The sequence below is a fragment of the Corynebacterium pilosum DSM 20521 = CIP 103422 genome (assembly GCF_000373805.1).
In the GTDB taxonomy this organism is placed as follows: domain Bacteria; phylum Actinomycetota; class Actinomycetes; order Mycobacteriales; family Mycobacteriaceae; genus Corynebacterium; species Corynebacterium pilosum.
This window is the reverse complement of sequence record NZ_KB892444.1, coordinates 26,179-48,179: the sequence shown is the minus strand read 5'-3', so window position 1 is coordinate 48,179 and position 22,001 is coordinate 26,179. Positions and strand designations below refer to the sequence as shown.

Below are 22,001 nucleotides of genomic sequence, written 5' to 3'. Positions count from 1 at the left end.
CAGAGGCTGAATACAGCCACCAGGCCATGCGCATCGTGCTGGCCACCACCGTGTGGATGGCCGTGTGGTGGATGACGGAAGCGATCCCGCTGGCTGCGACGGCCCTGATCCCGATTGCCGTCTTCCCGCTCGCTGGGGTGGCATCATTTTCTGATGTGGGTTCGCCTTATGCGTCCTCCACAATCTTCCTCTTCCTGGGTGGCTTCCTGCTAGCCCTTGGTCTGCAGCGCTGGAACGTGCACCGTCGTATTGCGCTGGGTGTTGTTCTTCTGGTGGGTACCTCGCCGAAGCGCCTGGTCTTGGGCTTCATGCTGGCCACCGGTTTCATGTCCATGTGGGTCTCCAACACCGCGACCGCGGTCGTGATGCTGCCGATCGGTATTTCCGTGCTGTCTTTGACCGCGGACACCGTGGGCGGCTGGCGCTACCAGAAGAAGTTCGCAACCGGCCTGATGCTGGCCATCGCTTATGCGGCGTCGATCGGCTCCCTCGGTACCCTGATCGGCACCCCGCCGAATGCCCTGCTGGCTGGCTACATGAAGGAAGCACACGACATCACCATCGGCTTTGGCCAGTGGATGATGGTCGGCGTGCCCGTGGCGCTGGTCTTCACCATTATTGCGTGGCTGGTATTGGTGACCGTGTTCAAGCCGGAAATGGACGAGATCCCAGGCGGCAAGGAACTGATCCGCGAAGAGATCAAGAAGATGGGCCCATGGACCCCGCCGCAGATCATCGCCACGATTATCTTCGTTGTCGCAGCAGTTTCCTGGGTTGTCATCCCGCTGGTAGTGGACAGTTTCGCGCCAGACTTCCCTTACAACGACGCCATCGTCGGCATCATCGCTGGCTTGCTGATGTTCACCCTACCTGCCGATCCTAAGACCGGCGTGCGCGTCCTCGACTGGAAGACCGCCAACGAAGTTCCATGGGACGTGCTGCTGCTCTTCGGCGGTGGCCTCTCCCTGTCCTCCATGTTCACAGCCACCGGCCTGTCGCTGTGGATTGGTGAGCAGGCGAAGGCCCTGGAGGTCCTGCCAATCTTCCTGCTGATCGGCGCCGTGGCACTGTTGGTCTTGGTGCTCACCGAGTTCACCTCCAACACCGCAACCGCCGCAACCTTCCTGCCGATCATGGGTGGCGTGGCCGTGGGTATCGGTCTGACTGGCGACGGCAACGACATGAACGTGCTGCTGCTGACCATCCCAGTCGCCCTGTCCGCAACGTGTGCGTTCATGCTGCCAGTGGCAACGCCGCCGAACGCGATCGCATTCGGTTCCGGTTACGTCCGCATTGGCGACATGATCAAGGGTGGTATCTGGCTCAACCTCATCGCGGTTGTTCTTATCACCCTGGCTACCTACTTCATCGCGGTGCCGGTATTCGGGCTGACATTCTAGCCAGGTTCTAATCTGTGGCACCCCGGTAAACTGCGCGTGAACGGCTGGCCTGACCAGCCGTTTTTGCGTTCTATGGAAGTGGGTGTAAAGTTACAACTCGTTGCCAGCACGGCTGGTGGCGGTTAGCGCCCGTAGCTCAACGGATAGAGCATCTGACTACGGATCAGAAGGTTGGGGGTTCGAATCCCTCCGGGCGCACAAACAAAATCTCGCGACATTGCTTGGATAAACCAAGCGGTGTCGCGAGATTTTTCTTTCTGGTGCTGCGGGCGGCTGTGGGGCGCCACCCCGTTTTGCAAACTGCTGAACCTAAACTGTTGGAACTGGGCGGTTTTCAAGGCCTGGGGCGCCGAAACGCCCCTGTTCCAACATTCCAGCTCCAACACTTTGCGGTGTGGAGTCACAGCGGGCAGGAAACCAGCCCTAGAAGATCTCGATCCGCCCGCCCAGATCCTCTGCCTGGACCAGCTGGCGCACCCACCCAGGGCCACCCGGGTGCAGGCGCATCACAGGGCGCGAGGAGATCTTCACCGGGGACACGGACTCACGACGAGCCCCTGAACGGGCCTCCAGGCGGGTGTGGGCGCGGTGGCCGGCATCGACAAGCTCAGTGATGTTTGGCTCGTCGGAGTCGAGGTTGTCACGTGCCTCCTGCAGGATCCCGATCATCTCATCCAGCGAGTACACGAGGGCCTTGGCGTTGGTCTCGCACATGGCGCGCACCAGCTCGGGCGCGGTTCCGGCCACGCGGGTGGCATCCTTGAAGGAGCCCGCCGCCAGCGACTGCGCCAGAGTACCGCCGTTATCGCCGACGATCGACAGAGCCTCCGCCACCACGTGTGGCAGGTGGGAGACGCGCCCCACGGCCTCGTCGTGTTTGCGCACGGATACCGGGATGGCCTCCGCTTTCGCGCCCAGGATGATCTGGACGACATCGGTGAACAGAGAGATCCACTCAGAAGGTACCGGGGTGCCCTGCTCTTCGCATTCGAGCGCGTAGTCGTAGGTGACCACCCACGCGGCACCGGTGAACAGGCCTTCGAGGGAGCTGCCCCAACCGGACTTTTCGGTGCCGGCCATGGGGTGGCCGCCCACGTAGCGGTTTTCTAGGCCGCGTTCGCGAACAAGGTCGTAGACAGGTTTCTTGACGCTGACCACGTCGGTAATACCGCACGTTGGGGCGTGTTCGACGATGGCGTCGAGGACTTCGGCGACGGCGTGCATGGGCACGGCGATGACGATTGTGGCGGCAACTTCTTCAGCGCGTTGCAGAACTTCCTCGAGGTTGTCGGAAACTTCGAAGCCTTCTTTGACGGCTGAGCGGGTGCCTGATACGGAGCGGTTATAGCCGAATACGGTGTGCTTGGCCTTGACCAGGTCGCGCATGAGCGAACCGCCGATCAGGCCGAGGCCCACAATGCAGATGGGACTGGATACAGGTCGAGAACTCACAGTGACAATGATGTCATAAACCGACTAGTCTCACTAGACATGGATACTTCAACGGGCTACCCGGATGGATTCGCCGTCACTGTTTCGTGGGTGGATGGTTCGTGGAACGTGCGTTCTTTCAAAGACACGTTCACCCGCTTTTCTCATGCCGTGGATACGGTGCGTAATTTGCGCAGCGAGGGTGCCGCGTTGGCGTTGCTCAACGTTGAGGAAGAGTATCTTGTCATCGTGCGCCCCGGCCCGGACCGCGTCCATGCGCTGTTGTCGGATGTGACGATGGCCGTTGACGATGATTATGCCGCCGATATTTGCGATGAGTTGGGCATCGATATCCCGGACCTGGATCCGGACGAGCTCGATGACATCGACGGCTGGGCGGATGGTGATTTCGACATCCTCGATGATTTGGGCGTGTCCGAGGAGCTGCTGAGCGTGCTTGTCGACGATCAGGATTCGGACCCCTCAGAGATCATTGAGCGCATCGCCGAGGAACTCGGGATCGCCGACCAACTTGATGTGGCACTCTAAACTTTCCCAGCCGCAGCGCCGTGCCGACGACCGCATGGCGCGCGCCCTCGAAGTTGCCCGTAGCACCCCAGAACGCGACGTGCCCGTGGGTGCCGTCATTTTCTCCCCCGATGGCAGAGAGATAGCTACCGGGGTTAATCGTCGTGAAGCGAACAATGACCCCACGGCGCACGCTGAGGTAGAAGCGATCCGGGCCGCCGCTGAAGCCCTGGGCACGTGGCGGTTGGACGGCTGTGAGCTTGTGGTCACGCTGGAGCCGTGCACGATGTGTGCCGGCGCGATTATCGGTGCCAGGGTGGACAGTGTGGTGTTTGGGGCGTGGGAGCCGCGGACGGGCGCTGTGGGTTCGACCGTGGACGTGATGCGCGATGTGCAGCAGTTACACCAGGTGCAAGTGCGGGCGGGGGTGCGTGCCGACGAGTGCGCCGCACTCTTGACCGATTTCTTTGACAGCATGCGGTAACTAAATCGTTATCATGCGTTGATCTTTAATTATGTACGGTGGGGTACATAACATTGAACAAACGTAGAAAAGGAGATCAAAATGGCTGATGTTGATAACCAGTTTGAAAAGGCCGGCGGCAAGATCAAGGAAGGTTTTGGCGAGGCTACCGATAACGATTCTGTGAAGAACGAAGGCAAGGCTGACCAGACCAAGGCTGACCTGAAGGACAAGGTTTCTGAGGCTGGCGACAAGGTCAAGGACGCAGCTAACAAGGTTATTGGTTCCTTCCAGGACGACAAGGACAACAAGTAATTTGGTTACTTGGGCACTGAACCGTTAATCTACTTGACGGTAGTGTGTCCGAGCGGCCGAAGGTGTTCGACTCGAAATCGAATGTGGGTAAAACCACCGCGGGTTCAAATCCCGCCACTACCGCCAAATAGTTGAAAGCCTCTGACCTGCAGGTCGGGGGCTTTCTTCCATTTATCCCCTAAGATGGGGTGTCAGCAAAAAGACATACCAAGTGAGGAAGTTGAAAACTCCGTGGCCAAACTTCTCTTCCGGCTAGGTCGCTGGTCGTACAAGCAAAAATGGCGTCTAGTTATTGCCTGGTTACTTCTGCTCGTCGGTGTCGCCGCCGCAGGTTTGAGCTTGGCGAAGCCTTTCACCTCGAACTTCTCGATCTCGGGCACGCCATCGATCGAGGCACTTGAGAACCTTTCGGATAACTTCCCCGACCAGACCAACCCGGTGACAGCGCCCGGGGTGAACCTTGTGTTCAAGGCGCCCGAGGGGGAGAGGCTGACCGATCCGCAGAATTCCGCGGCCGTCGACGATGTCATCGGCTACCTCGAAGACAACCTTGAGATGAAGGGCACGGAGCGCTTCGGCAACCCCGTGGATGTGTCGCCCGCCATGAGTGAGGCCATCGTCGAGATGGAAACGGAGATGGGCCTGCCGGAGGAGACCGCGCGCCAGGACGCCGCGAACGTCGCGATGCTTTCCGACGATGAGACCATCGGCTACACCACGTTCAATTTCGACGCGGAGTCCAACTACACCGTTGAGCAGTCCGATCGCGACATCGTCACCGAAGCCATGGAGATCGGCCGCGACCAGGGCTTGCAGGTAGAAGCCGGCGGTGCCGGTTTTGGCGACCCGATTGAGATCAAGACCACCAGTGAGATCATCGGTCTTATCGTGGCGTTTTTCGTCTTGATCTTCACCTTTGGTTCCCTCGTTGCCGCCTCGATGCCGGTGATTACAGCCGTGATCGGCGTTGGCATTGGCGTGCTTTTGATCGTGATGACCACCCACTGGGTGGAGCTCAACGAAGTCACCCCAGTGCTGGCCGTCATGATTGGCCTGGCAGTGGGCATCGACTACTCGCTGTTTATTTTGTCGCGCTACCGGCAAGAAAGGCAGCGCATGCCAGGGCCCGAAGCTGCCGGTATGGCGGTGGGCACCGCCGGCTCATCGGTGGTGTTCGCCGGATTTACAGTGTTCGTGGCCCTGGTGGCGCTGGCGATCGCCCGGATCGAATTTTTGACGTGGATGGGCCTGGCCGCCGCCGCTACGGTGCTGATTGCCGTGCTGGTGTCCCTAACATTGACGCCGGCCTTCCTGGGCATCTGGGGCGATCGTGCCTTCGGGGTGAAGATCCCCGGCGTGGCAGGCAACCCGCGCCGCGGTAAGACTGCGGGCAAGGACCTGAACAAGAACTCCCTGGGCCGCAAGTGGATCAACTTCGTGCGCCGTTTCCCGGCGCTGGTGATGGCCGTTGTCGTGCTGCTCCTCGGCGCTTTGTCGGCCCCAGTGCTAAACATGGAGCTGTCGCTGCCGTCGGACTCCACCAGTAACAAGGACACCACCCAGCGTAAATCCGCAGACCTTATGGCCGAAGGTTTCGGCGAAGGCGTGAACGCCCCCTTCTTGGTGATCGTCGACGCGCACAACGTCAACCCTGAAGCACCCGTCCTGCAGCCGTACATGGCCGCGATGGAGGACGTTGAGCCGGTCGAGGCGGCCGCGATGAGCTCCTTCATCTACACGGTGGGCGAGATGAAGACGGTCAACGGGGTGAAGCACGCCCAGCTGATCGACGCGAACGACGACATGACTGCCGCCCAGATCCTGGTCACCCCAACCACCGGCCCGGATGATCAGCACACGGTCTCTGTGGCGGAGGCGCTGCGTTCCCAAAGCGAGCAGGTCACTGATGCTACAGGCGTTGAGATTGGCCTGACCGGCCTGACCGCCGTCCAGATGGACATCACCGAGGAGCTGGAGGGTGCGATGCCGCTCTACCTCGCAGTCGTGGTGGGCCTGGCGATCATCCTGCTGCTGTTGGTGTTCCGCTCCATCATGGTGCCTGTGGTCGCAGGCCTAGGCTTCCTGCTCTCCGTGGGCGCTGCCTTCGGCGTGACCGTGTTGGTCTGGCAGGAGGGCCTGTGGGGCCTGGTGAATACTCCGGCACCGCTGCTGTCCTTCATGCCGATCTTCCTCATCGGCGTCACCTTCGGGCTGGCGATGGACTACCAAGTCTTCTTGGTTACCCGCATGAAGGAGCAATACACCAAACGCGGTGGCCGAGACTACGAGAAGGGCGTGATCGCCGCCGTCGAGGAATCCACCGTGGAAGGTTTTGTCCAAGGCGCGCGCGTGGTCACTGCCGCGGCCGTGATCATGATCGTGGTCTTCGTGGCCTTCATCGACCAGCCGCTACCGTTCATCCAGATCTTCGGCTTCTCACTGGGTGTGGGCATTCTTTTCGACGCCTTCTTCATCCGCATGGGACTCGTCCCCGCCACCATGTTCCTCATGGGCCGGGCCACCTGGTGGATCCCCGGCTGGCTGGACAAGATCCTGCCCAACTTCGACGTCGAGGGCGAGGCTCTGGAGCACGAGTACGAAGCAAAGCTTGAGCAGAAGCAGGCAGAGGCGCAGTCAGACTCCGAGGAGGACAGTCACCCGTCTACACTGGTCAACTATGACTGAGCACCCCACCGCGCCCACGCCGGCCCAGGATGAAACCCAGCACGACGATCTCTCATTCACCCTCGGGGCTCGCCTAGAGCAGCGCCCCGGCCGCAACGGCCGCGCCGGCATGATCCACACTCCGCACGGCGATATCCAGACCCCGGCATTCATCCCGGTGGCCACCAAAGCGACGGTGAAGACGCTCACGCCCGAGCAGATCCGCAACACCGGTGCCCAGGCGATCTTGTCCAACGCCTATCACCTCTACCTGCAGCCCGGCCACGACATCGTCGACGAGGCCGGCGGCCTTGCCCAGTTCACGAACTGGCATGGGCCCACCTACACAGATTCCGGCGGTTTCCAGGTGATGAGCCTGGGCGTGGGTTTCAAGAAGGTGCTGGCCATGGATACCGCTAACCTCACCCGCGAGGACATCCGCGCGAAGGATAAGGAGCGCATGGCTCATGTCGACGACGACGGCGTGAACTTTAAGAGCTTCATCGATGGCTCCTCGCACCGTTTTACCCCTGAGTTTTCGATGCAGATCCAGCACGGTCTTGGCGCGGATATCATGTTTGCGTTCGATGAGCTGACGACCCTCGTCGATACGCGCGAGTACCAGGAGGAATCGGTGGAGCGGACCCGCAGGTGGGCGCAGCGCTGCATCGACGAGCACACCAGGCTCACGCGTGAGCGCCCGCACCGCCCGAAGCAGTCGCTGTGGGGTGTTGTGCAGGGTGCACAGTATGAGGATCTTCGTCGTCACGCGACGCGTGGCCTGCTGGAGCTGGACCGCAACGCGCGCGCCGAGGGTAAGCGCGGTTTCGGTGGCTTCGGCATCGGTGGCGCGCTCGAGAAGGAGAATCTGGGCACGATCGTGGGCTGGGTCACCGACGAGCTGCCGGATGAGAAGCCACGCCACATGCTGGGAATTTCGGAACCGGACGATATTTTCCTGGCGGTGGAAGCGGGCGCGGACACGTTTGATTGTGTTGCGCCGACGCGCCTGGGCCGCCGCGGCGGGGTCTATACCTTGGATGGGCGCCTCAACCTGACCGGGGCGCGGTTTAAGCGCGATTTCACGGGTGTCGACGAGGAGTTCGGCGGGTACGTCTCAGAAAATTACTCGCGGGCTTACATCCACCACCTGTTGAAAGCGAAAGAATTCCTGGCTGGCACCTTGTGTACGATGCACAACCTGGAATTCATGATTCGCCTGGTGGACAATATTCGCGAATCGATCCACCAGGGGCGTTTCGAGGAGTACCGGGACCACTTCCTGGGCCGCTACTACCACTCGAAACGCTAGCTGCTACGCCGGGGTGCAGACCAGTTCTTCCTGGGCCACGTTTTCCCGCTTGCGCACCCACGCGATCACCGCGTATGTGATGGGCAGGAGCAGAACCTCCAGCAACGTCTTCCAGACAAAGCCGACGATCACGTAGTTCAGGAAGTCGCCCGCCGTGGCAATGCCGATGACAGACGCGGCGATGGTGCAGAAAATGAGGGTGTCGCCGAGCTCGCCGACAGCCGTGGAGCCGATGAGGCGCGCCCACATGTTGTCCGCGCCCAGCTTCTCCTTCATCTTCACCAGCACCCACGCGTTGAGCAGCTGGCCGACGAGGTAGCCCGCCAGCGACGCCACCACAATCTGGGGGACCAGGCCCAGGATTAGAGAAAATTCTTCTTGGTGCGGGTAGAAATCGGCTGCGGGCAGCCAGATTGCTATATAGAAAGCGATGACGGCGAGGATCGTCGTCGCAAAGCCTGTGAAAATCGCCCGGCGCGAAGCCTTAAACCCGTAGACCTCGGCCAACACGTCGCCTAAGACATAGGAGAGTGGGAAGAGGAAGAAGGCGCCGTCGGTGATCAGCGGGCCGATCTCCACGCCTTTGGAAGCGGTGATGTTGGAGATCAGGAACACGGCCACGAACATGGCCACCACTACTGGGTAGGGGGAGCGCGTCACGTACTTGATGTCGTTCATGCTGTCATTCTGGCACAGTCCTGCGTTAACGTTGGGGTATGACCTCCACTGCTGCCGGACGATACGCCCCATCGCCAAGCGGGGACCTCCATATTGGCAACCTACGCACGGCAACGCTCGCGTGGCTTTTCGCCCGCTTGAGCGGCCGGCGGTGTGTGCTGCGCATCGAGGACATTGATACTGAGCGTTCGTCGATGGAGTCCGCTTACCGGCAGATCGAGGACCTTGAGGTGCTTGGCCTCACCTTTGACGGGGAGGTCCTCTTCCAGTCCGACCGTTTCGCCGCCTACCAGGAAGCCTTGGACACTTTGTCAACGCGCGGGCTGATTTACGAGTGCTATTGCTCCCGCAAGGAGATCCGCGAGGCCGCTTCCGCACCGCACGTTCCGCATGGCATGTACCCAGGCACGTGCAGGGCGCTGTCCGACGAGCAACGCGCGCAGCGTCGTGCCGAACTATCGGCCCAGGGCCGCGTTCCTGCGTTGCGTCTGCGCGCGGAGGTGGACACGTGGACGGTACACGACGAGTTCGCTGGGGAGATCACTTCGCGTATCGACGATGTCATCGTCAAACGTGGAGGGAACCAGAACCAGAGCCACGACTGGGCCTATAACTTAGCCGTCGTGGTCGATGACGGTTTTCAGCATGTTGACCAGGTGGTTCGTGGTGATGACCTGCTGATGCAAGCACCCGCGCAGGGCTACCTAGCGCACGTGTTGGGACTACCGCAGGTCACTTATGCTCATGTGCCGTTAGTGCTGAATTCTGAGGGGCAGCGCCTAGCGAAGCGTGACGGCGCGGTGACACTGCGTGAACTCTGCGAGGATCAGGGTGCTGGTGTGGGGGCTGTCATCGAGTGGATTGGTGCGTCAGTGGGGGTGCCTGGGGCCCAGTCGATGCAAGAGGTCGCCGACAGGTTTAGCCTTGATTCTTTCCCGCGTCGTCCGGTTACATGGTCTGGGGTGGATAGCTAATTAAAACCTCCGTTTGGGGGTGGCCTCACCTTTCTGTGTCTAGGGTTCCTGTGACGTGGGTAAATGCTGTTTCTTGATGGTTGTTGGCGCTCTCGTCGGATGTGAAAACTAGACGAAAACCTAAGGTATCGTTAGACTTTCCTCAGGTTCACTTAAGGGGAATGAGTGGGCATTTCGAGTGAAGTTTTAGGGTTCATCCCTGTGAGAGAAAGGTAATATCGTGGAGATTACTTCCACCGCACCGGCGAGGAGGAGTGGCCGCACGACCGTGACTGTGATCATGACCGTGCTCGCCATGATCGCCTCGGCGCTGCACGCACCGGCCGTTGGCGCGCAAGAAGCGCAGCGTTATGCGCTAGAGTATGAGAAAACCGCGGACAACACGGTGATGATGTGGCTTGATGAGAATCAGCCTATCGTCCGGGCCGACGGTACCGTGGTCTACTGCTATAACCGGCAGAAAAAGTACCCGATGGATAGCGAGAAGTGGGCGGAGGAAGGCGTATTCACCGCCACCAAGACCATCGCTACCGGGGAAGTCTTCGAGAATTCGGCAGACAATCCTTTGTCTAAGACTAAGCCGAAGCTGCTCGGTGAAAAGTCGCTAGAGGACAATGTCCTCGAGGTATTGGAGACTGGCTACCCGACCGACGTGTTGGGCCTGCAGGAGCGCTACGGCCTGACGGACGCTCAGTTCTACAGCGTTACTCAGCACGCGATCTGGTACTACACAGATTCTGCCGTGGGCGCAGGGTCCAGCCGTTCCTTCACCGCGGAAATGCGCAAGGTGTTCAATATTCTGGTCCAGTCGGAGTCCGCGGAGTCTGAGCGTGCAACGACCCCAGAGAACTTGGCGCTGGAGATGTACGTATCCGTAGACAAGAAGCTGCAGAACCTTCTTTCCACCTTTCGCGTTGATAGCGAGACCGGCGAGGAGCTCGAAAAGCCCGAGCCAGTAGAGGGTGGCGAGAGCGGCTCGGATAGCAGCAGCATCGAAAGCGGCAGCGTTGCCGTTGGCGGAAGCAGCATCATTGGCGGAAGCAACACGGCTGGCGGTAGCAGCGGCTCGGGCGATAGCGGCTTGGGCAGCAGCGAAAAATTGATTGACGGCATCCTTGGCAGCAGCGGCTCCGTAGGCGGTTCCTTGGGCAGCAGCGGTGCTGGTGAGAGCAGCGGCTCGGATGGCAGCGGTACCGAGGGTGGCAGCAGCGATTCGGCTGATGGCAGCCTGGGTAGCAGTGGCTCCGGCGACGGCTCCTTGGGAAGCAGCGGCTCGGATGGCAGTAGCACCGAGGGTGACTCGGCTAACCCTGTAGGTTCGTCCTTCCTTGCGAAGTGCGAGGACTCCACTTCGAGTGTCACGAACCCAGTGGCATGGCTTATCCCGCTTGGCCTGCTTATCGCAGTAGGCGGTCAACTGAGCGGTGTCTTCGGACCGCACATCGATGCACTTCTCGGTAAATTCAACGCAGGGTTCGGCAAGAACTTCCCAGACTTTGGCGTCGGCGGCAGCTCCGTTGATAAGCCAAGTTGGGTTGGCGAGATCGAGGGGCAAATCGCTGCCATCAACCAACAGCTGAACAAGATCGACCCGGCCCTCGGTTCTGGAATCGTCGGTGGCCTACTGGTCGCGATCGGCCTAGGAGCTACACAGGCGGAGTGGGACATCTGCGGTGTCGAGGGCCAGATTGGCTCTTCTGGTTCGAGTGAAATTGACGAGGGCTCCGAAGAGGACTCTCCCTCCTACGAGGATTTTGATGGCGGTTCGCGGTAAAGCTACGCGCTAGATGGCGAAAATTCAGGCATGGGCTTCGGAACTTTTCCGGGTCCGTGCCTTTTCGCATTGTCAGGCGAAGTGAAGAAGGGTTAAGCAGAAAAAGTGTGTCCACCGGTGACACGCCGCAAAGACACACATTTCTTTACTTAACCCCTTAACCCGGCCGCGAGGCACTCCACGGGTCTATCGGAAGAGATTTTTCCAAGGCCTATATGCGCACTGCTGATGGTACGAACTCGCCGCGCATGTATCGCTTCGGCACCGAGGCTCTAGGCCGTTGGGAGCTGCCACCTGGGGTGCACAACTCCATGAATTCTCCACCCTCTACCGCACCTGGATGAACGAAAAGACCAAGGTCAAAGATCCCGCAACAGGGCGCCGGACAAGCACCTGGACACATGCAAATGTACGCAAGGCATACAACAGCCTTCATCACTTATGGCGCAGTAACCTGCTGTTTGTCTACCTCGACCCACCCGACAACGTGCTAGATAAACACCGCATCAAATCCACCACCAACAGCCTCGAAGGCGGGATCAACGCACAATTAAAACTCCTCACGCGCACACATCGCGGCAGAANTGGTGAACACCAACGCCGAATGCTGGATTGGTGGCTGTACTTAAAGACAGAATTGCCTGACGATCCAGTAGACATCGCCAGGCAATCCAACTGGGGACAGGACCAACTCGCCAAAGTCTCACTCCTGACCCACAACGAGAACCACGCCGACCACGAAACAGGACGACCGGCCCTCTACGACAACGCTATCGACACCGAGTACACACATTCAATCGGCATCCAAAAAGGCCAGATCTAACCCCACCTACGACACGCCGACCCAGACACACATTTTGACCCTTAACCCCCTTAACCCACCCTTAACCTCCTATGGAGGCAAAGCAAATGCCCCGAAGCTGTGTGCTTCAGGGCATTTGTTCTGCGGAGGATGTGGGATTTGAACCCACGAGGGGATCGCTCCCCGCACGCGTTCCAGGCGTGTGACATAGGCCGCTAGTCGAATCCTCCTAGTGACGTTAACGTCGGGTTCTTAGCTTAGTTCATCGTTGTATATTGGACAAAACGGCAGCTCAGGGCCATCATCGTGACTCTAAAATGGCGTATTTGGCATTGCGGACTGACTTGGCTAAAGTGAGGGGCAGGATCTCACGCGGTGTATATCTTGTGAACTCCCCCAGGGCAGGAATGCAGCAAGGGTCAGCGAGCTCTAACAGGTGCGTGAGGTCCCTTTATTTTGCCCTGATCCGGGGTGGGAGCCGGGGTGAGTTCTCGTGGTTAGTGGTTGAGCAACGTCAACCTTTCCTTTTGTTTGGGGCCTCACTTTAAAATGTTGGACCTAAAATGTTGGAACTGGGGTGCTAGGGCTCCAAAGAGGCTCAAAACGGCCCTGTTCCAACAGTTGAGCTTCGACAGTGTGGGCGTCGAAACGCACCGAAGCCTCAAATGGTTGTTGCGCGGACCTGCTATGCGCCGTTGCGTCGTCGAGCTTGTTGCCAAATCGGGGTGTGTCTCGCCCGCTGATAGCCCAGGCGAGGGCGGGGACTGCCCACCCTCTCGTGTCCAGCCAGCGCCTCAGCCACGTTGGCAATAAAGCCGGCTGGATCACGAAGGATATCCTGCGGAGAGAATCGCAGCACCCAATAACCGTGGTTTTGAAGGTATTTGTGGCGCGCTGCCTCTTTGCGGAGCGTCTCGGCCACGGAGGCATCATCTTTGTACTTGATCCCACCATCGATCTCGATCGCGATAACCCCGTTGACCACGATGTCGATATAAAAGGGACCCACACGCACCTGCAGTGTGATGTTTCGATAACCTGCCTCCAACAACAACGCCCGCGCCCAACTTTCAAAAGCGGATTGAGAGATGTCAACGGCGAAGTGGATCGCCAACCTGGCCTGCGCTACTCCGCGGACACGCCCCATGCTGGCTAGGGTCGCGGAGAGCTCCTCCTGGCTGTAACCGTGCGCGAGGGCCCAGTCGCAGGCGATCAACCCTTCAGTGAAACCACGGAGGCGGGCGATGTCAATGACGGTCCGGAGCGCCGTGGTAGTCCGACACGTCAGCACGGTCTGTTGCTCATGCTCGCGCACGATGATGCCGTGGTACCTCACTCCAGGTTTTCTGTCTCGTTTTGCGGTGATTCTGCCTTTAGGATTCGTAATCTCAACGTGTTCGTCCGTAGTCGACACCACCCAAATTCCTAAGATCCGGCCCGCCGATCTGCCAATGAGCACGCTCTTTTGAGCTTCGCTGCCAACAGCGAGTGCTTCGAGGGTGCGTTTCTGGTGCCATGCAAGCTGCGAGTGGAGTTGCTCGGGGTAGTAGAACGACCCGTGGAGGTGGACAAGGTTACCTGTGTGAATCGCGTTGAGTTGCGCGGTGTCGTGGAGTTTGAGTCTTCGCGTATCGACGAGGGCCGCTGCAAGTTCTTTGAGGGTTAGTTCTTTGTGCATACCCTCTTAGACTTGGAAAAGGGTGGTTCCGTTCCCTTTCGCTCAATATTGCTTTACTGCTGAAGCTGAACTGTTGGAACAGGGGGCTGCGGACACGGTTTCGTCACTTTTTGCCCCAGATCCAACAGTTCAGGTTCGACAGTTTGGGCCTGGCGGGCACAATGGGGCGCCGCGGCATAAACAAAGGCCGGCCTCGCACCTGGTGGGGTGGGAAGCCGGCCTCTGTAGGTGCCGAACTGGCGGCTAGCCGTCGTGGCGCAGGAACTTCAACGCGTAGTCGAAGATCTTGGTCACACAGAAGTCATCTTCAGCGCCGGTCGACGCGGTGATGAGCAGCTCACGGAGCTCTTCGGTGGACTTGTCCTCGATCAGGTTCTTCTCTTCGCTGTCTTCGAGGTAGGTCTTGAAGTGTCCAACCAGCTTTTCCTCTGGAACGTCCTTGAAAATGTCCCACAGATCAACGTGTGCCATTAGTACTTTTCTCCTTCTAGGGTGTCTGCCGGGTGGCGGGGTAATTAGATGTCCAAGACCAGCTTCTCGCCAGCGCAACCGCGGGACACACAGGTCATGATGGAGTTGTTGGCCTGCTTCTCCTTGGCGGTCAGCACCTGGTCGCGGTGCTCAGCGTCACCGGAGATGATGCCCACCTCACAGGTACCACACAGACCCTCGCGGCACTCTGCGTAGAGCTCGACACCCGCGTTTTCCAGGGTTTCCAGGAGGGTCATGTTCGCAGGAACCTCGTACTCGACACCCGTGGAGTTCAGCTCAACGCTAAATGCCTTGTTCTTCGATGGGTCCAGCAGCGTGGTTGCGGTGAAGGACTCACGACGAACAGTGTCCTCTGGCCAATCCTTGGTGACCTCGAGAACCTCGTTGGTGAAGCGGTCTGGGCCACAGGTCAGCAGCTGAACGCCCTCTTCGTAGCGGTCTGCGAACTGAGAGATATCCATGCGGTTATCTTCGTCGGAGATGTAGAGGTGAGCGTTAGCGCCGTGGTCACGAACGATGTCCTCCAGGTAGCTCATCTTGGTCTTGGAAGAACCGGAGTAGTGCAGCTCGTACTCGATGCCTTCGCGCTTTGCCTCGTCGGCCATGGCCAGCATCGGGGTGATGCCGATACCTGCACCAACCAAGATCAGCTTCTTGGTGTCAACACCGAAGCGGAAGTTGTTACGAGGGCCGCGGACCTTGACGATCGAACCTTCGTTGACGTTTTCGTGGATCCACTTGGAACCACCGCGAGACTCGTCCTCAAGTTGGACTGCAATCTCCCAGGACTTAGGGGTCATGCGGACCAGGGAGTACTGACGGTTCAGGCCACCAGCATCGATCTCGATGTGTGCACCAGAGAATGCCTGTGGCAGGTCGATGTCCTCAAGTGGCTCCAGGGTGATGGAGCGGATCTTGTCGGTGACGTCCTGGACCTTGGTGACCTTCATCTCGCGGGTCTTCAGTTCGCGGGATGGGCCGTTGTAGATGATCTCTGGGTTCTCGTCGGAAATCTCGCCGTGGCGCTCAGGGTTCTTCTCTGGGTCCCAGGTGACCTTGATGGTCTGTGGGCCGCGGAAGGACACGGATGGCAGGCGGCCGAAGTCCTGGTTCGGATCCATCTCGATGTGTGGCAGGCGCTTGAGCAGCTGCTGCAGCAACATCTGGATCTGGAGACGTGCCAGGTTGCGGCCCATGCACTGGTGGATGCCGTAGCCGAACAGCAGGTGCTTGGTCACGTTGTCGCGGTACAGGTCGAAGGTGTGTGGATCCGGGAACATCTCTGGGTCGCGGTTTGCCGCAGAGGTGACCAGCAGGACGCGCTCGCCAGCTGGGATCTTCACACCGCGGACCTCAACCTCGTTGAGGGTGCGACGACGCCATGCGTGGGAACCACCGTTGAGACGGAAGGACTCTTCGATAGCGTTCGGGATCAGCTCTGGCTTCTCCTTGAGCAGGTTCCAGAGGTCTGGGCGCTCGGAGAGCAGGTAGATGAACAGGTTCGACGCCGAGTTCGCGGTGGTGTCGTGAGCAGCGGTCACAGCGGACATGGTCTTCGAACGCAGGTAGTACATCGGAACAGACTCTGGATCCTCGCGGTGTGCGCGGATGGAGTGAGGAACCCAGCCGGTGCCTGGCTCTTCTTCCTCTGCCAGCAGCAACTTGTTCAGCACGCGCTGGGAGTGCTGCCAGAACTTACCGTTGGTCACGGCAACGTTGGCCTGCTGCTCCAGGGTCGCCTTGCCCCAGGTGGCAGTGGCGTGGCCGAGGGAGTAGCGGTGGATCTTCTCCATGTCGTCGGCTGGGATGCCCATGAACTTCAGCGCCACGGTCAGTGGGGAGATGTGGAGCAGGTTCTTGAAGATGTCGGTCTCGCCGTCATCGATGAACTCATCGATGTAGGAGTCCACGGTCTCGCGCACCATTGGCTCCAGCTTGCGCAGCTCGTCGACCATGAATGGCTGCTCAAGCGCACGGCGACGAGGGTTGTGAATTGGCTCGTCGGTGTTCACGATGGTGTCGCGGAAGTCGTAGCCGTAAGAGTCCAGCACTGCCTGGTTCTCGTCGGAAAGCTTGACCGTCTTCTCCAGAGCGGTGTGCGCGGTGTAGTTGTCGGTGTCCTTGAAGATCTTCAAGCAGTCTTCGTAGCGGGTGACTACCCAGTAGCCGGTCTTGTGGGAGTAGAAGACTGGCTGGTTCTCGAAGGCGTACTCGGAGTGCTTCCAAGGGTCGTCGACGAATTCCTGGCTGAGGAAGTCGAAGTCTGCGTCCGCACCCTCGCCTGGGGTGCCGAAGATTTCCAGGGCCTCTTCAACAGAGAGGGTGTCCATCTCGCCGTTGAGGTAAGGGCACTTGGTTTCTGCCGCATTTGGGTCGTTTGCCTGGCCAGCGTTGTTCAGCTGGTCAATCATGTTGTTCACGTCGGTCATGATGTACGCCCCTCCTAATGGGGTTGTGTTCTGTACGCCAAGAAGGCGAAGTGTTGTGTCCTGGGTTACAGCCATGACCCTAAGGTGAGGTTCGGGCCATTACAAGAGGGATTTTGTGACCTGTCCGATAGATTGCCCCCTTTTGGGTTTAGAATAGAACTACCTTTATTTGTGAATGTTGCTAGTGGGGGTGCTTGCAAAGTGTAAATGCACTGTTCGGGCGGGTTTCGGGGGTAGGGTCCGGACACGAGCGGACATTTCGGACAAACCGGCGGAGATTAGCCGCCCCAGGGTAGGTCCTAGGGTGTGAGCTCGGGTTACGGGAAGACGCGGATTAGCCCTCACGAGGCCAGCAATCCGGCGCAGCTGGCGGTGTGCCCTCACCTGTACGCGTCCGGCTGTTCTCAGAACTGGCATCGCGGGAGCATATACTTCGGCGCTACGATGGTCCCCATACGTTTCAGATCACGCTCACGACGAGAACAAAGGAAACCACCACATGTCTCTGTTGAACCTAGACGCACAGGCTCTCGACGAGCTGTCCACTCAGGTCCGCGAACAGTACGAGCAACTCAAGGCATCCGGACTCAAGCTGGACCTGACCCGCGGCAAGCCTTCCGCGGGGCAGCTGGATCTTTCCGACGAGCTACTGGGCATGCCCGGTGCCGGCACCTATACCTCTAGCAATGGTGAGGACGTGCGCAACTATGGCAACCTCACCGGCATCGTCGATATCCGTGCGATCTGGGCTGATCTGTTGGGCGTGGACGTGGACAATATTTATGCCGGTGACTCCTCCAGCCTGAACATCATGTTCGATCTGGTCACGTGGTCCTACCTCTTCGGTAACAATGATTCTGAGCGTCCGTGGCGTGAAGAGGAGACGGTGAAGTGGATCTGCCCAGTTCCGGGCTATGACCGTCATTTCACCATCACGGAGAAGCTCGGCTTCGAGATGATCAACGTGCCCATGTTGGAAGACGGCCCGGATATGGATGCCGTCGAAAAGCTCGTCCAGGACCCGCAGGTCAAGGGCATGTGGACCGTACCCGTCTTCGGTAACCCCACGGGCGTGTCCTTCTCTGAGGAGGTCGTCGACCGGCTCGCTGCGATGGAGACTGGGGCGCCTGATTTCCGGATCGTGTGGGACAACGCCTACGCAGTGCACACGCTTACCGACGAATTCCCCACCCTCTACAACGTGCTGGAGAAGTCGGCTGCTGCCGACAATCCGAACCGTTTCTGGGTGCTTACCTCCACCTCGAAGATCACGCAGGCAGGCTCTGGCGTGTCCTTCTTTGCCTCGTCGAAGGAGAACCTGCAGTGGTACTCCTCGATCGCAGGCGTGCGTGGCATCGGCCCGAACAAGGTGAACCAGCTGGCACACGCGAAATTCTTCGGTGACGCCGACGGTGTGCGCGCCCACATGGCAAAGCATGCTGACATCTTGGCGCCAAAGTTTCAGGCCGTGCTGGAGATCCTGGAGAACCGCCTCGGCGAATATGAGGTCGCTCGTTGGACGCACCCGACCGGTGGATACTTCATCTCCTTGGACGTAATTGATGGCACCGCGACCCGGGTGTGGGAGTTGGCGCGTGATGCGGGCATCACGTTGACTCAGGCTGGTTCTTCCTTCCCGCTGAAGGAGGATCCGAACGATCGCAATATCCGCCTGGCACCGTCGTTGCCGCCGCTGGACGAGGTGGAGCAGGCGATGGACGGCGTGGCCACCTGTGTGCTGCTCGCGGCTATTGAAAAGCTACAGGGTAACTAGGTGACGGGCGAGGAGATAGCAGTCTGGCTCTCCAATATCTATGGAGAGCTCGGCCTTGCTGATATCGACGGCCGTCGCGTCGCTTTTTCTACACTTGAGGACGGTGCACGCGCCGCCACGAGTTGCGGGTTTTCCACAGTAGACACTGGCTTGGTCATTGAGAGGGACCAGACGACGGAGGTGCGCGCGGAACTCGTCGTGACGTCCTCGTCGGCAAGCGATGTTGAGCTCGCCTCCGCGCTCCTTGCCGCGTGCGACATGTTGCAAGAAGCAGCTGGTGGGATTCCGGGGCAGCCGGGCACGCTGCTGCCGGGACTGGTGGAGCGTTCCCATCTAGCCGAAGTATCGGGCGGTGGACGGACGGTGCGCCACGGCCTGTTGCGCGAACCGCGCCTATTTGAGCAGGGCACCCCGAATTTCACGGAGCCAGGCCGGATGACATTGCTGCTGGAGCTGGTGTTGCTGACCGACGAAGAATTCGAAATCGCACGTGACCGCGGGCTGGATGGTTTGGAGACCCGACTGCGTCGGCGGGCAACAGACCTGGGTGAGTGGACCCGCGAGTAGGGGGTAGGGTGGACGGCGTGGCTTTATACCGGAAGTATCGTCCCGCATCGTTTGCGGAAGTTGTCGGCCAGGAGCAGGTAACCAGGCCCCTGAGCACTGCTTTAGACACTGGGCGCATCAACCATGCCTACCTGTTTTCCGGTCCCCGGGGATGTGGCAAGACGTCGTCGGCACGCATCCTCGCGCGTTCGCTGAACTGCGTGCAGGGTCCAACATCTACGCCGTGCGGCGAGTGCCCATCGTGTATTTCGCTAGCGCCGGGCGGCACTGGCAACTTGGACGTGACAGAGCTCGACGCGGCGTCGCACCGCGGTGTCGACGATATGCGTGAGCTGCGCGACCGCGCCTACTACGCACCGGCTGAGTCGCGCTACCGCGTATTCATCATCGACGAGGCCCACATGATCACCACTGAGGGCGCGAATGCCCTACTGAAGATTGTGGAGGAGCCGCCAGAGCACCTGATCTTTATCTTCGCGACGACGGAGCCCGAAAAAATCATTGGCACGATCCGTTCGCGGACCCACCATTACCCGTTCCGCCTGTTGACTCCGCAGGCGATGCGTCAGCTGCTGGAGCGCACCGTCGAGGCTGAGGACGTGCGTGTCGACGACGACGTCTACCCTTTGATCATCCGCGCCGGGGGCGGTTCGCCGCGCGATACCCTGTCGCTTCTAGATCAACTTCTTGCAGGTAGCGGGCCAGATGGGTTGACCTATGATGAGGCACTCCCACTATTGGGCGTGACCGATCTTGGGCTGCTCGACTCCATCGTGAACGCTTTGGCAGACGGCGATGGCGCTGGCGCATTCCAAGCGGTCGACGATGTGATCGAAGCAGGCCATGAACCGCGCCGCTTCGCCCTCGATTTACTGGATCGCCTGCGTGACCTGATGATCATTCAGGCTGTGCCCGACAGTTTCGGCCAAGGGCTCGTTGATGCGCCGACGGATCGCGCTCAGGTACTTACTGAACAGGCTTCCCGTTTCACTGGCCCGCGGTTGGCGCAGCTTGCCTCTGAGGTCAATGAGCGGATTTCCAGTCTGCGCGGGGCGACCAGCCCACGGCTGCTGCTGGAAATCATGGTGGCCCATCTGCTCGCTGTGCCTGCAACGTCAGGCGCGACACCGGTCGCTGGGCCTGCTGGTTCGCAGCCTGCGGCGGCAGGGCCGCAGCAACCTGCTGGCCAAGCTTCACGCGGTGGGGGAGCTGCCGCTGCCCAGGCTGCGGCGGCCGCGGCTGCAGGGCGGACGAAGAGCTCGTCGACACCAGCTCCGCGCCAAGCGCCACGGCCAGAACAAGCGAAGCCTGCACCTGCACAGCAGACGCCCGCACAGCAGGCGCAACCTGAACCACAGCGCGAGGAGCAATCGACACCCCAGCAGCCCGAGCAGAAGGCAGAGCCGGAGAAGTCCAAGCAGCCTGAGCAGCGGCCCCGACAGTCGGAGCGTCCGAAGCAGGAAACGCAGCCGAAGACTGCGGCCCCTGCAGCTGATGACAGTGAGGACCTATTCGACAGGATCAGGAAAAACTGGACCCAACTGCGCCAGTACGTCGGCGGGCGCAACAAGGTTGCCGAAATTATGCTCACTGAAGCTCGCCCGCTGGGAATGGAGGGCAACACCCTCGTCCTTGGGCACAATACCGGGGCGTTGGCGGAACGTATCAACGCGGAAAACAACAACGCAGCGATCGTTTCTGCCTTCTCCGAAAAGCTGGGCACGCAGATCGCTGTAAAGTGTGTCATCGGAACTGATCCTTCCGCAGCGGGGTTTCGCCACGTAGAGAAGAAGCCAGAAGTGTGGAATCCCCAAGCGGAGCGCCAGCAGCCTTCTCAAGAAGGCCATCAGAATTCTGAACAGGGAAGTGACCCAGATTCGGATCCTGAGCCGGCCCCGCCGGTTGGTGCTGTTACAGCCCCGTCTGAGGAAGAGGTAACTGCCCCCTCCGATCCGGAACAGAACCAGAACCAGCCCCAAACAGGCTGGGGTGCGCCCGCACGAATTCCCGGTCAGCAGTCCGCAGAAGAGAACGCGCGCCCGGCAGAGAGCGCCGCGCCAGCTCAGCCCGTCCAGCAGCAGCGACCTCAACCAACAAACGCTGAGAGCGCGCATGACTGGAGGTCCATCGCCCGCGAGGCAGCACAGCGGGCCGGGGAACGTCGAAGGCGCGAGCGTGAGGATATTCCGCTGCCCCCAGAACCCATGGATGAGGACGCCCCGCCACCGCCGGACCACTTCGACGCGCCCCAGCGTCCCCGCGGTGGGCACCAGTTCGGGCAGGCGCAGCCTGGGCAACCGGCACAGCAACCTCAGCAGAATCAGCCTGCCCCGAAGCAGCCACCGCAACCACAGCAGCCCTATTCTCAAGACGATGAGGAGCAGGCGATGGCGGACCAGGCGCAGGAACCGGGGCAATTCGATCGTCGTGATGCGACTCAAGTGGCGATGGAACTGCTGCAGAAAGAACTCGGTGCAAAACCGCTATAAATAGCGCTGAACAGGGAAAATGATTCGCTCACCATTACATCATCCCGTGATGATCAGCGCCAATACACCGCAGCGGAATGGGTATCGATGGAATGGTGAGTGAATCGGTGGTGTGGCCGTTCGTCGGCAAGCGCACGTGTTCGCTGAGGGCGCACGCGACTAGTCCACACGGCGGGGAGGTGGCCGGTACACTAGGAAGAAATCTTCACGCGAAACAAGCGAACGAAAGGC

The 22,001-nt window shown here is 59.8% G+C and carries 16 protein-coding genes, 3 tRNA genes, 1 other RNA gene and 1 pseudogene; 15 read left to right on the top strand and 6 right to left on the bottom strand.

The window, feature by feature from the left end:
• Together B097_RS0104130 and B097_RS0104125 are read left to right on the top strand one after the other, a co-directional pair.
• The coding region (locus B097_RS0104130; RefSeq protein WP_018581284.1) for an SLC13 family permease at positions 1-1,400 on the top strand (1,400 nt) is incomplete at its 5' end.
• Positions 1,401-1,525: 125 nt separating this feature from the next.
• A tRNA-Arg gene (locus tag B097_RS0104125) sits at positions 1,526-1,598 on the top strand.
• A 225-nt stretch (positions 1,599-1,823) separates the two neighbouring features.
• On the opposite strand, the gene B097_RS0104120 is transcribed toward B097_RS0104125, so the two are convergent.
• Positions 1,824-2,852: a prephenate dehydrogenase gene (locus tag B097_RS0104120; RefSeq protein ID WP_026254295.1), complete on the bottom strand. Its 1,029-nt coding sequence runs from the start codon at positions 2,850-2,852 to the stop codon at positions 1,824-1,826.
• Positions 2,853-2,891: 39 nt separating this feature from the next.
• Between B097_RS0104120 and B097_RS0104115 the strand changes: the two genes are divergently transcribed.
• From B097_RS0104115 to tgt, 6 genes are all read left to right on the top strand, one after another.
• Complete coding sequence (locus tag B097_RS0104115) at positions 2,892-3,380, top strand: tRNA adenosine deaminase-associated protein (protein WP_018581282.1); 489 nt, start codon at positions 2,892-2,894, stop codon at positions 3,378-3,380.
• Complete coding sequence (locus tag B097_RS0104110) at positions 3,367-3,843, top strand: nucleoside deaminase (RefSeq protein WP_018581281.1); 477 nt, start codon at positions 3,367-3,369, stop codon at positions 3,841-3,843. Before B097_RS0104115 ends, B097_RS0104110 begins: the two co-directional genes overlap by 14 nt.
• Positions 3,844-3,924: 81 nt before the next feature.
• Positions 3,925-4,137 carry a CsbD family protein gene (locus tag B097_RS0104105; RefSeq protein ID WP_018581280.1) on the top strand — a complete coding sequence of 71 codons (213 nt, stop codon included), beginning with the start codon at positions 3,925-3,927 and terminating at the stop codon, positions 4,135-4,137.
• A 38-nt stretch (positions 4,138-4,175) separates the two neighbouring features.
• A tRNA-Ser gene (locus B097_RS0104100) sits at positions 4,176-4,263 on the top strand.
• A 105-nt stretch (positions 4,264-4,368) separates the two neighbouring features.
• The gene (locus tag B097_RS0104095) at positions 4,369-6,822 is read left to right on the top strand and encodes an MMPL family transporter (protein ID WP_018581279.1); all 2,454 of its coding nucleotides are present in this window, start codon (positions 4,369-4,371) and stop codon (positions 6,820-6,822) included.
• Entirely contained in the window at positions 6,815-8,113 is a 1,299-nt protein-coding gene (tgt, locus tag B097_RS0104090) for a tRNA guanosine(34) transglycosylase Tgt (RefSeq protein ID WP_018581278.1), read from the top strand. The genes B097_RS0104095 and tgt overlap by 8 nt, the downstream gene beginning before the upstream one ends.
• 3 nt (positions 8,114-8,116) lie before the next feature.
• On the opposite strand, the gene B097_RS0104085 is transcribed toward tgt, so the two are convergent.
• Entirely contained in the window at positions 8,117-8,791 is a 675-nt protein-coding gene (locus B097_RS0104085; protein ID WP_018581277.1) for a queuosine precursor transporter, read from the bottom strand.
• 38 nt (positions 8,792-8,829) lie between these two features.
• Between B097_RS0104085 and gluQRS the strand changes: the two genes are divergently transcribed.
• The 3 genes and pseudogenes from gluQRS to B097_RS12455 form a co-directional block, all read left to right on the top strand.
• A complete protein-coding gene (gene gluQRS, locus B097_RS0104080; RefSeq protein ID WP_026254294.1) occupies positions 8,830-9,765 on the top strand; it encodes a tRNA glutamyl-Q(34) synthetase GluQRS in 936 nt (311 codons plus the stop codon).
• A 220-nt stretch (positions 9,766-9,985) separates the two neighbouring features.
• Positions 9,986-11,539, top strand: coding sequence for a thioester-forming surface-anchored protein (locus B097_RS13100; RefSeq protein ID WP_147287108.1), 1,554 nt, complete (start codon positions 9,986-9,988; stop codon positions 11,537-11,539).
• A gap of 286 nt (positions 11,540-11,825) precedes the next feature.
• Positions 11,826-12,362: pseudogene (locus B097_RS12455) on the top strand (transposase family protein); the annotation flags it as partial.
• Between the two features lie 123 nt (positions 12,363-12,485).
• On the opposite strand, the gene B097_RS0104065 reads toward B097_RS12455, so the two are convergent.
• Positions 12,486-12,571, bottom strand: a tRNA-Ser gene (locus B097_RS0104065).
• A gap of 129 nt (positions 12,572-12,700) precedes the next feature.
• On the opposite strand from B097_RS0104065, the gene ffs reads away from it, so the two are divergent.
• Positions 12,701-12,797, top strand: an RNA gene (ffs, locus tag B097_RS13250) — signal recognition particle sRNA small type.
• 229 nt (positions 12,798-13,026) lie between these two features.
• Here ffs and B097_RS13095 read toward each other — a convergent pair.
• From B097_RS13095 to B097_RS0104050, 3 genes are all read right to left on the bottom strand, one after another.
• Complete coding sequence (locus tag B097_RS13095) at positions 13,027-14,019, bottom strand: endonuclease domain-containing protein (protein ID WP_018581273.1); 993 nt, start codon at positions 14,017-14,019, stop codon at positions 13,027-13,029.
• A gap of 243 nt (positions 14,020-14,262) precedes the next feature.
• Entirely contained in the window at positions 14,263-14,490 is a 228-nt protein-coding gene (locus B097_RS0104055; RefSeq protein WP_018581272.1) for a hypothetical protein, read from the bottom strand.
• Positions 14,491-14,534: 44 nt separating this feature from the next.
• On the bottom strand, positions 14,535-16,940 hold the full coding sequence (locus B097_RS0104050; protein WP_018581271.1) for a cytochrome P450/oxidoreductase: 2,406 nt from the start codon (positions 16,938-16,940) through the stop codon (positions 14,535-14,537).
• A gap of 499 nt (positions 16,941-17,439) precedes the next feature.
• Between B097_RS0104050 and B097_RS0104045 the strand changes: the two genes are divergently transcribed.
• Genes B097_RS0104045 through B097_RS0104035 form a run of 3 tightly spaced genes read left to right on the top strand, consistent with a single transcriptional unit; the run spans position 17,440 to position 21,770 of the window.
• Entirely contained in the window at positions 17,440-18,714 is a 1,275-nt protein-coding gene (locus tag B097_RS0104045) for an aspartate aminotransferase type Ic (RefSeq protein ID WP_018581270.1), read from the top strand.
• Positions 18,715-19,281, top strand: a complete 567-nt coding sequence (locus B097_RS0104040; RefSeq protein WP_018581269.1) for a suppressor of fused domain protein — start codon at positions 18,715-18,717, stop codon at positions 19,279-19,281.
• Between the two features lie 17 nt (positions 19,282-19,298).
• A complete protein-coding gene (locus B097_RS0104035; RefSeq protein WP_026254293.1) occupies positions 19,299-21,770 on the top strand; it encodes a DNA polymerase III subunit gamma and tau in 2,472 nt (823 codons plus the stop codon).
• Positions 21,771-22,001: the final 231 nt, after the last annotated feature.

Bases quoted from the DNA above. Each gene is read 5' to 3' on its own strand.
- B097_RS0104115 (WP_018581282.1), top strand. From the start codon at position 2,892: ATGGATACTTCAACGGGCTACCCGGATGGATTCGCCGTCACTGTTTCG.
- B097_RS0104085 (WP_018581277.1), bottom strand. From the start codon at position 8,791: ATGAACGACATCAAGTACGTGACGCGCTCCCCCTACCCAGTAGTGGTG.
- B097_RS0104050 (WP_018581271.1), bottom strand. From the start codon at position 16,940: ATGACCGACGTGAACAACATGATTGACCAGCTGAACAACGCTGGCCAG.
- B097_RS13095 (WP_018581273.1), bottom strand. From the start codon at position 14,019: ATGCACAAAGAACTAACCCTCAAAGAACTTGCAGCGGCCCTCGTCGAT.
- B097_RS0104055 (WP_018581272.1), bottom strand. From the start codon at position 14,490: ATGGCACACGTTGATCTGTGGGACATTTTCAAGGACGTTCCAGAGGAA.
- tgt (WP_018581278.1), top strand. From the start codon at position 6,815: ATGACTGAGCACCCCACCGCGCCCACGCCGGCCCAGGATGAAACCCAG.
- B097_RS0104105 (WP_018581280.1), top strand. From the start codon at position 3,925: ATGGCTGATGTTGATAACCAGTTTGAAAAGGCCGGCGGCAAGATCAAG.
- B097_RS0104110 (WP_018581281.1), top strand. From the start codon at position 3,367: ATGTGGCACTCTAAACTTTCCCAGCCGCAGCGCCGTGCCGACGACCGC.
- B097_RS0104045 (WP_018581270.1), top strand. From the start codon at position 17,440: ATGTCTCTGTTGAACCTAGACGCACAGGCTCTCGACGAGCTGTCCACT.
- gluQRS (WP_026254294.1), top strand. From the start codon at position 8,830: ATGACCTCCACTGCTGCCGGACGATACGCCCCATCGCCAAGCGGGGAC.